13 protein-coding genes and 1 tRNA gene are annotated in these 13,958 nt (G+C 73.5%); 6 read left to right on the top strand and 8 right to left on the bottom strand.

Annotation, left to right across the window (positions count from 1 at the left end; genetic code table 11):
- Positions 1-15: 15 nt before the first annotated feature.
- Positions 16-3,468 (bottom strand): pyruvate carboxylase, encoded by a 3,453-nt coding sequence (locus ACH9EU_RS11440; RefSeq protein WP_396414055.1) that lies wholly within the window; start codon positions 3,466-3,468, stop codon positions 16-18.
- A gap of 354 nt (positions 3,469-3,822) precedes the next feature.
- Between ACH9EU_RS11440 and ACH9EU_RS11435 the strand changes: the two genes are divergently transcribed.
- Positions 3,823-4,611 carry an AAA family ATPase gene (locus ACH9EU_RS11435; protein ID WP_396414054.1) on the top strand — a complete coding sequence of 263 codons (789 nt, stop codon included), beginning with the start codon at positions 3,823-3,825 and terminating at the stop codon, positions 4,609-4,611.
- A 10-nt stretch (positions 4,612-4,621) separates the two neighbouring features.
- On the opposite strand, the gene ACH9EU_RS11430 is transcribed toward ACH9EU_RS11435, so the two are convergent.
- The 5 genes from ACH9EU_RS11430 to gcvH all read right to left on the bottom strand — a co-directional run bounded on the left by ACH9EU_RS11430 (position 4,622) and on the right by gcvH (position 7,711).
- On the bottom strand, positions 4,622-5,218 hold the full coding sequence (locus ACH9EU_RS11430) for a MerR family transcriptional regulator (RefSeq protein WP_396414053.1): 597 nt from the start codon (positions 5,216-5,218) through the stop codon (positions 4,622-4,624).
- Between the two features lie 178 nt (positions 5,219-5,396).
- A complete protein-coding gene (locus tag ACH9EU_RS11425) occupies positions 5,397-5,921 on the bottom strand; it encodes a bifunctional nuclease domain-containing protein (RefSeq protein WP_396414052.1) in 525 nt (174 codons plus the stop codon).
- A 1-nt stretch (position 5,922) separates the two neighbouring features.
- Complete coding sequence (gene ftsR / locus ACH9EU_RS11420; protein ID WP_396414051.1) at positions 5,923-6,666, bottom strand: transcriptional regulator FtsR; 744 nt, start codon at positions 6,664-6,666, stop codon at positions 5,923-5,925.
- Positions 6,667-6,675: 9 nt separating this feature from the next.
- On the bottom strand, positions 6,676-7,131 hold the full coding sequence (locus ACH9EU_RS11415) for an FHA domain-containing protein (RefSeq protein ID WP_396414050.1): 456 nt from the start codon (positions 7,129-7,131) through the stop codon (positions 6,676-6,678).
- 193 nt (positions 7,132-7,324) lie between these two features.
- Positions 7,325-7,711: a glycine cleavage system protein GcvH gene (gene gcvH, locus ACH9EU_RS11410; protein WP_396414049.1), complete on the bottom strand. Its 387-nt coding sequence runs from the start codon at positions 7,709-7,711 to the stop codon at positions 7,325-7,327.
- A gap of 188 nt (positions 7,712-7,899) precedes the next feature.
- Here gcvH and ACH9EU_RS11405 point away from each other — a divergent pair, with 188 nt between their 5' ends.
- From ACH9EU_RS11405 to ACH9EU_RS11385, 5 genes are all read left to right on the top strand, one after another.
- The gene (locus ACH9EU_RS11405) at positions 7,900-8,838 is read left to right on the top strand and encodes a PfkB family carbohydrate kinase (RefSeq protein WP_396414048.1); all 939 of its coding nucleotides are present in this window, start codon (positions 7,900-7,902) and stop codon (positions 8,836-8,838) included.
- Positions 8,839-9,232: 394 nt separating this feature from the next.
- Complete coding sequence (locus ACH9EU_RS11400) at positions 9,233-9,814, top strand: alternate-type signal peptide domain-containing protein (protein ID WP_396414047.1); 582 nt, start codon at positions 9,233-9,235, stop codon at positions 9,812-9,814.
- A gap of 138 nt (positions 9,815-9,952) precedes the next feature.
- Complete coding sequence (locus ACH9EU_RS11395; protein WP_396414046.1) at positions 9,953-10,507, top strand: TasA family protein; 555 nt, start codon at positions 9,953-9,955, stop codon at positions 10,505-10,507.
- A complete protein-coding gene (locus ACH9EU_RS11390; RefSeq protein ID WP_396414045.1) occupies positions 10,504-11,418 on the top strand; it encodes a hypothetical protein in 915 nt (304 codons plus the stop codon). The genes ACH9EU_RS11395 and ACH9EU_RS11390 overlap by 4 nt, the downstream gene beginning before the upstream one ends.
- Before the next feature lie 52 nt (positions 11,419-11,470).
- Complete coding sequence (locus tag ACH9EU_RS11385; RefSeq protein ID WP_396414044.1) at positions 11,471-12,097, top strand: signal peptidase I; 627 nt, start codon at positions 11,471-11,473, stop codon at positions 12,095-12,097.
- A gap of 131 nt (positions 12,098-12,228) precedes the next feature.
- Here the strand turns inward: ACH9EU_RS11385 and ACH9EU_RS11380 are convergent.
- Positions 12,229-12,302 (bottom strand) — tRNA-Pro (locus ACH9EU_RS11380).
- Positions 12,303-12,383: 81 nt separating this feature from the next.
- On the bottom strand, positions 12,384-13,931 hold the full coding sequence (der, locus tag ACH9EU_RS11375) for a ribosome biogenesis GTPase Der (RefSeq protein WP_396414043.1): 1,548 nt from the start codon (positions 13,929-13,931) through the stop codon (positions 12,384-12,386).
- Between the last annotated feature and the right edge of the window lie 27 nt (positions 13,932-13,958).

The following is a 13,958-nucleotide window of genomic DNA, read 5'->3' as shown; positions in this document are numbered from 1 at the left end:
CGGACCGGCGGGCGGTCAGTCGGTGGGGTCCAGGACGAGGAGGAGGTCCCCTCCGGTGACCTGGGTGACGCCGGTGAGCGCGACGCGGGTGACGGTGCCCGCGGTGGGCGCGGTGATGGAGGCCTCCATCTTCATGGCCTCGATCGTGGCGACCTGGGCGCCGGGCTCGACGGTCTGGCCCTCGGTCGCGGTGACGGTGACCGCCCCGGCGAAGGGCGCGGCGACGTGGCCGGGGTCGGTGGGGTCGGCCTTCTCGGTCTCGGGCACCGCCGAGGCCACGGAGGTGTCGCGGACCTCGATCATCCGGGGCTGTCCGTTGAGGGTCACCATGACGGTGCGCATGCCCTTGTCGTCGGCCTCCGAGATCGCCTGCAGGGTCACCAGCAGCCGCACGCCCTTGCCCAGGGAGATCACGTGCTCGTGCTCGGTGGTCAGCCCGTAGAGGAAGTCCCGGGTGTGCAGCAGGGCGAGGTCACCGTACTTGGCCCGGCTGGCCAGGAACTCCCGGGTGGGGCCTGGGAAGAGCAGCCGGTTGAGGGTGGCCCGGCGGGTCGCGGAGTCCTCGGCCAGGGCTCGGGCGTCCTCGGGGGCCAGCTCGGTGATCCCGACCTTCACGTTGCGCCCCTGAAGCGCCTTGGTCCGGAACGGCTCGGGCCACCCGCCCGGCGGGGTGCCCAGCTCCCCGGCGAGGAAGCTGATCACCGAATCCGGCAGGTCGAAGCGCTGGGGATCGGCCTCGAAGGCGGCCGGGTCCACGCCCATGCCCACCAGCTGCAGCGCGAGGTCGCCCACGACCTTCGAGGACGGGGTGACCTTCACCAGCCGGCCCAGCATGGCGTTGGCCGCGGTGTACATGTCCTCGATCGCCTCGAAGCGCTCGCCCAGGCCCAGCGCGATGGCCTGCTGGCGCAGGTTGGACAGCTGCCCGCCGGGGATCTCGTGCCGGTAGACCCGCCCGGTCGGGGCGGTGAGCCCGGACTCGAACGGGGAGTACATCCGGCGGATGACCTCCCAGTAGGGCTCCAGCGCCGAGATGGCCTCCAGGGGGATGCCGGTGTCGCGCTCGGTGTGCTCCAGGGCGGCCACCAGCGCCGAGGCCGAGACCTGGGAGGTGGTACCGGCCATGGAGGCGTCGGCGACGTCGACGGCGTCGACCCCGGCCTCGATCGCGGCCATCAGCGTGGCCAGCTGCCCGCCGGCGGTGTCGTGGGTGTGCAGGTGCACCGGCAGCGCGAAGCGCTCCCGCAGGGCCGACACCAGCCGCTTGGCCGCGGCCGGGCGCAGCAGCCCGGCCATGTCCTTGATCGCCAGGATGTGCGCCCCGGCCGCCACGCACTGGGCGGCCAGATCCAGGTAGTAGTCGAGGGTGTAGAGGTCCTCGTCCGGGTCGTTGAGGTCGCCCGTGTAGCACAGGACGACCTCGGCCACCGCCGTGCCCGTCTTGCGCACGGCCTCGATGGCCGGGGCCATCTGCTCCACGTCGTTGAGCGCGTCGAAGATCCGGAAGATGTCGACCCCGGTGGCCGCGGCCTCGGCGACGAACGCGTCCGTGACCTCCGTGGGGTAAGGGGTGTAGCCCACCGTGTTGCGCCCGCGCAGCAGCATCTGGATGGGGATGTTGGGCATCGCCTGGCGCAGCAGCGCCAGGCGCTCCCACGGGTCCTCGCCCAGGAAGCGCAGGGCCACGTCGTAGGTGGCCCCGCCCCAGGCCTCCACCGAGAACAGCTGCGGCAGGGTGTGCGCGTAGGCCGGAGCGGCCGCGAGCAGGTCGCGGGTGCGCACCCGGGTCGCGAGCAGGGACTGGTGGGCGTCGCGGAAGGTCGTGGACGTCACCGCCACCGCCGTCTGCTCCCGCAGCGCCGCCGCGAAGCCCTCCGGACCCTTCTCCTGGAGGACCTGGCGCCACCCCGGCGGCGGAGTGTGCTCGGAGGGGCCGTCGAACGGGGACCGCAGCGGCTCGTCCTGCTTGTCCCCGGGGTAGCGCGGCAGCTTCGTGCGCGGATCGATGCCCTCCACCCGCTCCCCGTTGGGCCGGTTCACCGTCACCTCGGCCAGCCAGGTCAGCGCCTTCGTGGCCCGGTCCCCCGAGGTGCGCGCCTCCAGCAGCTCCGGACGGCGCTCGATGAAGTCCGTGGCCACGTTCCCGGCCAGGAACTCCGGATCGGCCAGCACGGCCTGCAGGAACTGGATGTTGGTCGCGACCCCGCGGATCCGGAACTCCGCCAGGGCCCGCTGGGAGCGGTGCACGGCCGTGGCGTAGTCCCGGCCCCGGCAGATGAGCTTGACCAGCATGGAGTCGAAGTGGGGGGAGACCTCGGCACCGGCGTAGACCGTCCCGCCGTCCAGGCGCACCCCCGCCCCGCCGGCCGAGCGGTAGGCGGAGATGCGACCGACGTCGGGGCGGAAACCGTTGGCCGGGTCCTCCGTGGTGATCCGGCACTGCATCGCCGCCCCCCGCACGGTCAGCTCCCGCTGGCTGATGCCCAGGTCCGTCAGGGACTCCCCGGCGGCGATGCGCAACTGGGACTGGACGAGGTCCACGTCGGTGATCTCCTCGGTGACCGTGTGCTCGACCTGGATGCGGGGGTTCATCTCGATGAACACGTGCTGCCCGGCCCGCTCCCCGGCCGTGTCCACCAGGAACTCCACGGTGCCCGCGTTCACGTAGCCCAGCTCGCGCGCGAACTTCACCGCGTCGGCGTGCAGGGCCTGACGGATCCCCTCGTCGAGGTTCGGGGCCGGGGCGATCTCGATGACCTTCTGGTGGCGGCGCTGCACGGAGCAGTCCCGCTCGAAGAGATGGACGATGTTGCCCTCGGCATCGGCCAGGATCTGCACCTCGATGTGACGGGGACGCAGCACCGCCTGCTCCACGAACATCGTGGGATCCCCGAAGGCCGTGTCCGCCTCCCGCATCGCCGCCGCCAGCGCCTCGGGCAGCGCCTCGGGCGTCTCCACCCGCCGCATCCCGCGACCACCGCCGCCGGCGACGGCCTTGACGAAGACCGGGAAGCCGATGCGCTCGGCCTGGCCCAGCAGGTACTCCACGTCCGAGGAGGGGGCCGAGGAGTCCAGGGTGGGGATCCCCGCCCGCTGGGCCGCCTTCAGGGCCTCGACCTTGTTGCCGGCCAGCTCCAAGATCTCCGCGGCCGGGCCCACGAACGTGATCCCCGCCGCCTCCGCGGCACGGGCCAGGTCCGGGTTCTCGGAGAGGAACCCGTAGCCGGGATAGATCGCATCCGCCCCGGACTCCTTGGCCACCCGCACGATCTCCGCCACGTCGAGGTAGGCCCGCACCGGGTGACCCTCCTCACCGATCTGATAGGCCTCGTCCGCCTTCTGCCGGTGGATCGAGTGACGGTCCTCGTACGGGAACACCGCCACCGTCTTGGCCCCCAGCTCATAGGCCGAGCGGAACGCCCGGATCGCGATCTCCCCGCGATTGGCCACCAGGATCTTCTCGAACATCTACAACCGTCCCGCACCCGGTGCGCCTCGTGGACACCCGGGCACTTCTTCTCCGAAGTCGTGCACATGAAACCGTCAGGGTCAGGATCTCCGCCGCAGGGCGGTCCGGTCAGTCAACCACGCCGGGCCGCGGCGCACCGTGATCCGGCTCACAGCTTCCCCGGGTCAGCGTACCCGGTCCGCGGACCGGGCCCCGGCCGCCGCTCCGGGCGGTGCGCGCGGCACCGGCGACGACCCCGCCCGCACCGCTACCATGGGCCGGGACCGCCCTCCTCTCCGCGGCCCCCGTCCCGGACGAGGAGCCGTCTCCTCCGGTTCCGTTCCCTGATTCCCGCGAACGAAGGGTCCCCCTCCGTGCAGATCGTCAGCGTCAGCAGCCTCAAGGGCGGTGTCGGCAAGTCGTCCGTGACCCTCGGGATCGCCTCGGCGGCCCTGCAGGCGGGCGTGCCCACGCTCGTGGTGGACCTCGACCCGCACGCGGACGCCACGACGGGTCTCGGCGTGCGACCGCACGAGGGGCGCGACGTCGGCGAGGTGCTGCGCAGGCCACGTCGCGGAGCGCTCGAGCGCGCGGTCATGGCCTCGGCCTGGGCTGTGCAGGACGGACGGGACAGCAAGGCGCTGGACGTCGCCCCCGGCTCGGCCCGCTCCTCCCACCTGGACCGGTCGGGCTACCGGGACAAGGACCTCGGGCGGCTCGAGCGCGCCCTGGCCGGCGTGACGGGCTACGACCTGGTGCTCGTCGACTGCCCCCCGAGCCTGAGCGCGCTGACGCGCACCGCGTGGGCCGCCAGCGACAAGGTCCTCTCGGTGGCCGAGCCGTCCCTGTTCTCCGTGGCGGGCACGAAACGGACGATGACGGCGATCGCCCAGTTCGAGCAGAGCCGCACCTGGGCCGTCCCCGCGGCGGGCGTGGTCGTCAACAAGGTCCGGCACTCCTCCGCCGAGCACCGGCACCGCCTGGCCGAGCTCGAGGAGATGTTCGGTCCGCTCCTGGTCACTCCCGTCATCCCGGACCTCCCGGTGTGGCAGCAGGCGCAGGGCGCGGCCTGGCCGATCCACCGCTGGCCGGGCGCGGAGGCCCGGGACCTCGCCGGGCGCTACACGGCCATCCTGCACGGCCTGCTGGACCGCGCGGACTGAGACGGCCGGGTCAGCCGGCGTTCTTGCGCCGGGCGCGACGGGCCGACAGCTCGTCGCCGGGCGTCGACGCACGGGGGGCGGGGCCGCCCCGCCCGGTGTGCTCCCCGGGCATGGCCGCGAGCGTCCCCTCGACCTCGCGCCACACGCGGCCGACCGCGATCCCGAACACGCCCTGTCCGCCCTGGACCAGGTCGATGACCTCGTGCGGGGACGTGCACGCGTAGACGCTCGCGCCGTCGCTCATCATCGTCAGCTGGGCGAGGTCCTCGACGCCCTGGGCGCGCAGCGCGCCCACCGCCGTGCGGATCTGCTGGAGGGAGACCCCCGTGTCGAGCAGTCGCTTGACGATCTTCAGGACCAGGATGTCGCGGAAGCTGTAGAGGCGCTGGCTCCCGGACCCGGACGCGCCGCGCACCGTGGGTTCCACGAGGCCGGTGCGCGCCCAGTAGTCGAGCTGCCGGTAGGTGATCCCCGCGGCCTTGCACGCGGTGGGACCGCGGTAGCCGATGGACTCGTCGCGGACCACCGAGTCCTCGAAGAGGACCCCCTGGGTGCCGTGCGGGCTGTCGGGGCCGGCGGGGCCGCCGGGCTGCTGGCCGTTGCTCACGCCGCCTCCTCGCTGGTGGGTCCGGACCTCGCGGCACCGGGAAAGAGTGGAACAGCCGAACGACGTCCGCCCCCCTGGGCCGCCTCGGGTTCAGCTCCGACGTTAGACCTCCCCGGGGGTCCGGTCAAAGACATCGGGCCCCCGGGTCCCGTGTCGTCCCGGCCGCCGGCCGCGCCCCTCAGAAGTCCTCAGGGTCGACGTTGTCCAGGAAGTCGCGGAACTGCTCGACCTGGGTCTCCGGGGGCAGCTCCGGCTCCCCCTCGGCGGGCCGCTGGGGCGGCTCGCGCAGTTCGCCGTCCGCGCTCATCACCAGCCCCGCCTCCTCCAGGACGGTCTCGGTGCACAGGATGGGGCACTCGACCCGCGCGGCCAGCGCGATGGCGTCCGAGGCGCGCGAGTCCACGACCGTGCCGTCGGAGAACTCCAGCGCCGCGTGGAAGACCCCCTCCTCCACGGTGTGGATGCGCACGCGGGTGAGGCTGCGGCCGAAGGCGGTGGCCACGGAGAGGACGAGGTCGTGGGTCAGCGGCCGGGGCGGTTCGATCCCCTGGACGGCGAAGACGATCGACGTCGCCTCGTTCGTGCCGATCCAGATGGGCAGGTGCCGCCCGCCCTCGACCTCCCGGAGGACCACGACGGGCTGCGCGGACGGCACGTCCATGCGCACGCCGGCGATCTCCATCAGGACCTGGTGGACGGCCATCTCAGCCCTCCACCGCCGCGCGCTCCTGGAGGACGGCGATCTCCGACCTCACGAGCGACGTGTGGATGGTCAGGCACAGCCCCGAGATCTCCTGGGCGCGCTCCACGGCCCGGGCGCGCGAGGCGGGATCGCGGCGGGAGGTCAACGGCGCCACGGCCTGCTCGACAAGTCCGAGCTCGCGGTCGGCGGCGGCCTTGAACGGGCGCAGGTGGCGCGGTTCCAGGCCGTGCGCGGTGAGGGCCAGGGCGGCGCGGGTGATCGCCAGGGCGTGGTCGTCGAAGGTGCCGTCCTGCTCGCGGATCAGGCCGTAGCTGATCAGCTCCCGGACGAGCGAGATGCCCGCACCGGTGCGGCCTGCCAGTTCCCGCAGGGTGTAGGCGGGCGCCGGGACGACCGGTGGCGGGGCCGAGGCCGGTCCGGCCGGCGGGACATCACGGCGGTCGTCCTGGTCGCCGGTGTCCTCGTCGGCGTCCAGCCGCTCCCGGATGACCTTGAGTGGGAGGTAGCGGTCCCGCTGGAGCTCCAGGATCCGGCGCAGCCGGTCGATGTCCGCCCGGGAGAACTTCCGGTAGCCCGAGGACGTGCGCGCGGGATGCACGAGCCCCTTGTCCTCCAGGAAGCGGAGCTTGGACGCGGTGATGCCCGGGTGCTCCGCGCCGAGTTCCCGGAGAACGGCGCTGATGCCCACCCGGGGTTCGTGCTGGTCGCCCTCCCGGGGGGGATCGGTCTCCGCGGGGTCGGTCATGGCTCCCTTCTACTGGTCCGACTGCGGGCGCAGCGAACGGTAGAACGTGAACCGGAACTTCCCGATCTGGACCTCGTCGCCGTTGTCGAGCACCGCGTTGTCCACGCGGTCGCCGTTGACGTAGGTGCCGTTGAGGGACCCGGTGTCGATGACCTCGAAGGTGTCACCCCGCCGGACGAACCGGGCGTGCCGCCGCGATACCGTGACGTCGTCCAGGAAGATCTCCGAGGACGGGTGGCGGCCCGCCGGAACCTCGTCCCGGTCCAGGAGGAAGCGGGATCCCCCGCCCGCGCCGTCGTGGGCCACGAGCAGCGCGGTGCGCGGCGGGAGCGCCGACACGGCGGCGGTCTCCTCGGGTGAGAGCTTGTGGGAAGCGGCGTGCGAGAGGACCTCGGCCACCATCTGGATGGATGTGGTCTCCGGCTCCCCGTGGGGTGCGTTCGTGCCCTGACGGTTGTTGGACATCTCTTCCCTCGACTGGTGACGTGTTGGTTGACGGATCCCTCGGGATCCCGACCCCGCGACCGCCTCCCCGGCGGTCTTCCGGGGACCGGTCGGAGCCACCCGGACGTTTCTCAGTGTACCGGGTGGCGGCGACACGGACGGGCCGCCGGGCGCTCCCGGGCGTCCGGTCGACCCCGTGCGGGGCGGAGCGGCCTCAGCCCAGCTCGGCGGCGTAGCCCTCGGCGTCGAGCAGGCCCGCACGGTAGTCCTCGCCGGCCGGCCGCACCTCGAACAGCCATCCGTCGCCGTAGGGCGAGGCGTTGACGGCCCCGGGCTCCTCCTCCAGGCGCTCGTTGACCGCGGTGACCTCACCGGAGACGGGAGCGAAGATGTCGCTCACCGACTTCGTCGACTCGATCTCGCCCACGGCGGCGCCCGACTCGACCGTCTCCCCCACCTCGGGCAGCTGGACGAAGACGACGTCGCCCAGCTCGCTCTGCGCGTGGTCGGTGATCCCGATCCGCACCACCCCTTCCGCGTCCGGGGCCGCGATCCACTCGTGCTCGGCCGTGTAGGACAGATCGGCAGGGATGTTGCTCATGTGTCACTCCTGTTCGAGCGGACGTGGTCGGCTCGATTATGGCACAGGCCCGCCCGACGGACAGGGAGCCGTGCCCCTCCGACACGGCCCTGCCGCGGGGCCCGTGAGCGGACGGCCACGACGCCCCGCTCCGGGCGTCCCGGGGTGTACTGTGCTCGCCAACCGGCCCGACGAGGGAGGAGAGCGCCGTGTCCGCAGTCGCTGTGGTGGGCCAGGTGGGACGGGATCTCGTGCTCACGGTCGACGAGCTGCCCGGGGCGGGCGGCGCGGCGGGTGTGCGCGAACGCCGGGAGCTGCTCGGCGGCAAGGGCGCGAACCAGGCCGTGGCGTGCCGGCAGCTCGGCACGGAGGTGGCCCTCGTGGGCGTCGTCGGCGCCGACGCCGCCGGGGAGGACGTCCTCGCCCAGGCCGTCCGCGACGGGATCGACGTGTCCGGCGTGGTCCGGCGCCCCGGGGCGTCCACCGCGCTGCTCGTGGACCTGGTGGGACCGCCCGGGGTGCGCCGGCTGCTGGAGGACGTGGCCGAGGACGTGCTGCTGCGCCCCGAGGACGTGCGCGCAGCCGCACCGCGGCTGCGGGCCGCCGACGCGGTGCTGGTCCAGCTGCAGCAGCCGGGACCGGCGGTGACCGAGGCGCTCGCGCACGCGCGCGCCGGCGGTGCGCTCACCGTGACCGACGGCGCCCCGGCCGACGCGGGGGTGCGCCGTCGGGTCCTGGAGTCCGCGGCCGTCGTGCGCGCCGACGCCCAGGAGGCGGAGGCGCTGCTGGGACGGGTCCCGCACGGCGTGGGCGGGACCGTCCGGGCGGCGGGCTCGCTGGTCGAGGAGGGTCCGCGCGTCGTCGCCCTCGCGGCCGGGGACGCGGACGTGGTCGCGTGGGCGGGCGGCCATGTGGTGCTGCCGCACCTGGGGACGGACATCGTGGACCGCACCGGTGCCGGCGACGCGTTCGTGGCCGCGCTGAGCGTCGCCCTGCTCCAGGGCGAGAGCCCCGAGACGGCGGGCTGGTGGGCGGCTGCGGCGGCGGCGGAGCTGGTGGCCCGGGCCGGTGGCCGCCCGGACCTCGCCCCGGACCGGCTGCGCGCGGCGGTCCGTCGAGCGCGGGGGGCGCGCGGGCGCCGGCCGTAGGCCCTGCTCCCGCCGGCACCGGCGCGAGCACAACGGCGAGCCCGCCACCGGCCGGGCGAACCGCCGACAGGGGGACAACCGGTATCCCGCCCCACCCGGTCCGCCGGGCGCTGACGCCCCCATTGGCCTCTCCATGGCCTCCGGATCAGGGGAAACGTCGGGGAATGTGGGGACAGCTCTGCCATGGTGCACGGGTCATACCAGCCCGTATCTTGATGAATACGCAACGAGCGGCGAACGGCCCCTCGTGAATACCCCAGTATCGTCCCGACCCCTGGAGTCCTCTCCAGCGCGGACGACAACCATTCCCCCTCCTGGCCGGCGACGCCCCACGGGCTCATCCGATGCTGCCCCCGGCAGCACGAACGGTCTCTTCTCGCAAAGGATTCTCACCATGAACAAGCTCACCAAGGGCTCCCTCGCGGCCGGCGCCGGCATCGTCCTCCTCCTCGGCGGAACGGGCACCTTCATGTCCTGGAACGACAGCGCTGCGGTCGACGGCGCCACGGTCGTCTCCGGCCACCTGGACGTCGCGGCCGCCACCGGCACGTGGGCCGTCAACGGCGTCCCGGTGACCGACATCGGCACCTACCCCGTCGTCCCGGGCGACACCGTCGAGTACACCACCGACCTGACCGTGACCGCCGAGGGCGAGAGCCTCGAGGCCACCCTGGGCCTGACCGGCGACTCGATCGCCGCGGCGGACCCTGCCGCCGGCGCGGACGTGGCTCTCGCCGCGGAGCTGGACCGGACGGCGTCGATCGCTCTGGCCACGGGGAACACCGGGCTGCTGAGCGTCACCGACACGGACGGCGACGGCGTCTACACCGTGGACGCCGGAGCGGAGTCGGCCACCGCGACGATGACGGCGACGGTCACGATCCAGTTCCCGTTCACGGGCGAGGACCAGAACGCCTCCCAGGACGGCTCCGTCACCCTCGCCGACATGGCCGTGAACCTGACCCAGGTCGTCTAGGCCCGGCGGGGGCACCGGCCGGGGCGCCCGCGCCGGCGGCCGGGAGCGGTGTTGACCGGGTGGTCCGGGGCCACGGCCCACTCCGGCGAAGATGACGCGGCAGACGAGGAAGAGGGCCGACAGGTGGCGAACCATCAGGTGACCACGGCACGCTCCAGGCTCCGAAGCACGACCTGCGCGGTGGCCGCGGCGGTCGGCGTGGCCGTTGCCGTCGGCGGTGGGACCTACGCCGGGTGGAACGACCGGGAGGCCCTCGCCGGTGGCGTCGTGGTGACGGCGGGCACCGCGGGCCTGTCCGTGACTGCGCCCACGGGGCTGGACGCCGGCCGGCTGTACCCGGGCCGGTCGGTGTCGGCGGGGTTCTCCGTGCACAACACCGGGACGGTGCCCCTGGACCTGCGCGTGGCGGCCCTGAGCTGGCCGTCGGCCGGGGCGCCCGCGGACCGAACGGCGCTGGCCGGGGCGTCGACCGTCCACCTCTGGCCCGACACCGGCGAGGGCTGCGGTCCCGTCCCGGCCACCCCGGCGTGGACGGGCACGTTCGCCGCACCGGCGGGCGACCTGGGCGTCTCCGTGGCCGGCGGCGCAGGGCAGGCGATGTGCCTCGCCGTCGCTCTGGCTGCCGACGCCCCGGACGTCGCGCAGGGCGCAACCGTCGATGTCAGCCTCACGCTGGGCGGGGTGCAGCCGTGACCGGCCGGGCGCCCGCCTCGTCACCGGCCGGCCCGCGCCTCGCCGCCGTCCTGGTCCTGGTGCTCCTCCTCGTGCCGGCGGGAACCGGTCTCGCGCACGCGTTGTGGACCGCATCGGCCACGACCACCGCCACCGTCACCGGCGGCGTGCTCGGCACGGCCGTCGCGGGGACGCAGGGGCTGACCGCCGAGAACATCGCCACGGCAGGGCACACGAGACCGGTCCCGGTGACGCTGCACAACACCGGCGACGAACCCCTCGGCCTCTCCCTGGCGATCGCCACGGACGACGTCACCCTCGACCCTGCGCGGATCGAGCTCGTCCTGTGGAAGCGCACGGACGCCACGTGTCCCGGCACGGTGCCGGCCACGGGGACCGTGACCGGCACCCTGGCCGCCCCACCGGCTCTGCCCGCCGGCGCCCAGAGCGCAGGGGGCGCCTCCGCCACGGTGGTGTGCGCCGCGACCCGCTTCACCGGCACCGTCTTCGGCTCCGCCGGGCAGTCGCTCACGGCCGCTCCGTCCCTGATCGGGCGCCTCGCCGGAACGAACTGGAGCGCCACCGCCCACGGCGCCACCTTCACCCAGACCATGGCCCCCGCCCCGGCCCCCGTGACGGGACTGACGTGCGCGAACCGGGACGTGCTGAACCTCCTGGGCCTGGTCGTGGGCGGCAACGGCATCCGGCTCTCCTGGTACACCGTGCCGGACGCCACCGGCTACCAGGTGCGCTCGGCCACCGGCCAGGTCCTGGCCGACACCGCCACGGCCGCCGCCGACCTCGGGCAGGGCGTCGACCCCGGCGCCTCGGTCCAGGTCGCCGCCGTCGGCCCCACGGGCTACTCGGCAGCGGTGTCCCATCCCGTGCACAGGAATCCCCTGCTCGGCCTGCGGTGCGGAAGCGCACCGTGACCGCCCGCCGAGCCGCTCTCCCGCCCGTCACCCACCCGAACCGAGGAACGTCATGCTGACCCGCCGCCATCCCTCGCACGCCCCGGCGCCGGAGGACACCACGCCGGAGACCTCGGACGCCTCGGTGTGGCAGTACCTGTGGACGGGACTCAGTGCGGGCTTCCTGGCCCTCGTGCTGGGGCTCGGTGTGCTCGTCATCGGGCTGCCCGCCGCGGTGGGCGGCATGCCCCTGACCGTGCTCTCCGGGTCGATGGAGCCGACGTACTCGCCCGGAGACCTCGTGGTCGTCAGGCCCACCCCGGCGGAGGAGATCCGCCTGGGGGACGTGGTGACCTATCAGGTGCGTTCCGGGGACCCGACCCGGGTCACCCACCGTGTGGTGTCCCGATCGGTCGCCACCGACGGCACGACGGCCTTCGTCACCCAGGGAGACAACAGTGCCGCCCAGGACGAGGCGCCGGTGCGGGACGTCCAGGTCGTGGGCACCGTCTGGTACAGCATCCCGTGGCTGGGCTGGGTGAACCACTCGGTGTCCGGGTCCACCCGGCAGTGGCTGCTGCCCGCGGTGGCCGCCTGCCTGTTCCTCTACGCGGGCTGGACGGCGGTATCCGCCCTGCGCGAGCGCGCCGGGCCCGGCGTCCTGCCGTCTGCCCGCAGCCGGCCCCGCGGCGACCGCTGACTCGGTGCGCCGGTGGCCGTCGACGACGGCGACAGCGCCGAGCGAGGTCGCCGGCATCGCGCGCCCGGGCACAGCAAAACACCCCGGACCTGCGGTCCGGGGTGTTTCCGATGTCCTGAGACATCACACGGTCGGGATGACAGGATTTGAACCTGCGACCCCTTGACCCCCAGTCAAGTGCGCTACCAAGCTGCGCCACATCCCGTGGTGCCCGGCGCGTTCCCGCCCCGGGCACTCGCATCACACTACAACAAGCTCGGACGGAATTCATCTCGGCGCGGGGCCCTCAGCGTTTCCGGCTCCGCTTCTCCCGCACCCGCATGCTGACCTCGATGGGGGTGCCCTCGAAGCCGAACGTCTCGCGCAGCCGGCGGGTGATGAACCGCCGGTAGCCCGGGTCCAGGAACCCCGTGGTGAACAGCACGAACCGCGGCGGACGCGAGGCCGCCTGCGTGCCGAAGAGGATGCGGGGCTGCTTGCCCCCGCGCACCGGGTGCGGGTGGGCGGCCACGATCTCGCCGAGGAACGCGTTGAGCCGCCCGGTGGGGATGCGGGTGTCCCACGACTCGAGGGACCTCTCGAGGGCCGGGACGAGCCGGTCCTTGTGCCAGCCCGTCTTCGCGGACACGTTCACCCGCGGTGCCCAGGCCACGTGTGCCAGGTCGCGGTCGATCTCCTTCTCCAGGTAGTAGCGGCGGTCCTCGTCCACGAGGTCCCACTTGTTGAACGCGAGCACGAGCGCCCGTCCGGAGTCGACGGCCAGCTGCAGGATCCGGACGTCCTGCTCGGAGAGCACCTCGTCGGCGGCGAGCAGCACGACGGCCACCTCGGCACGTTCCAGGGCCGCCTGGGTGCGCAGCGAGGCGTAGAAGTCCGCCCCCTGGGCCATGTGCTGCCGGCGTCTGATGCCCGCGGTGTCGATGAACCGCCACGGCTTGCCGCCGAGCTGGATCAGCTCGTCGACCGGGTCCCGGGTCGTCCCCGCGAGGGGGTCCACGACCACGCGCTCCGACCCGGCCAGCTTGTTGAGCAGGGAGGACTTGCCCACGTTGGGCCGCCCGATTAGCGCCACCCGGCGGGGGCCGCCGGTGATCTCGGTGCCCGCCACGCCGGAGAACTCCGGCAGGACGTCCATGACGACGTCGAGCACATCAGCCGCGCCGCGACCGTGCAGCGCGGAGACGGGGTGCGGCTCGCCCATGCCGAGGGACCACAGGTAGGTGGCCTCGACCTCCAGGTGCGGGGAGTCCACCTTGTTGGCGACGAGCACCACCGGCTTGCCGACCTTGCGCAGCATCTTCACGATGGCCTCGTCGGCGGCGGTCACGCCCACGGTCGCGTCGAGCACGAGCAGCACGGCGTCCGCGAACTCCACGGCCAGTTCGGCCTGCTCCGCGACCCGTGCGTTGATGCCCTTGGCGTCGTACTCCCACCCGCCGGTGTCCACGAGGGTGAAGGGGCGCCCGTTCCACACGGCGCGGTAGGTGACACGGTCTCGGGTCACACCGGGGGTGTCCTCCACGACGGCCTCGCGCCGGCCGAGGATGCGGTTCACGAGGGTGGACTTCCCGACGTTGGGCCGCCCCACGATGGCCAGCACCGGCGCGGGTCGGCGCTCCGGCGCCCGGTCCTCGCCGTCGCCCCACTCCTCGAGCAGGGCGGCGTCCTCCTCGTCGAGCTCGTAGTCCTCGAGGCCGGCCCGCAGCGCCTGCGCGCGCTGCTCGGCCTCGTCGTCGTCGAGGGCCGCGAGCCGCTCGGCGACGTCGTCCGTCACCCCGACGAGGACGTCGTCCTCGTCGGGGCCGTGGGCGTTCGCGGAGTTCTCGGCAGTCATGGTCGTCCTTCGCTGGGCCGGGTGCGG

This window comes from Kocuria rhizosphaerae, from assembly GCF_044462265.1.
GTDB classification, from domain to species: Bacteria; Actinomycetota; Actinomycetes; order Actinomycetales; family Micrococcaceae; genus Kocuria; species Kocuria rhizosphaerae.
This window is presented reverse-complemented; position numbering and strand designations above follow the sequence as displayed.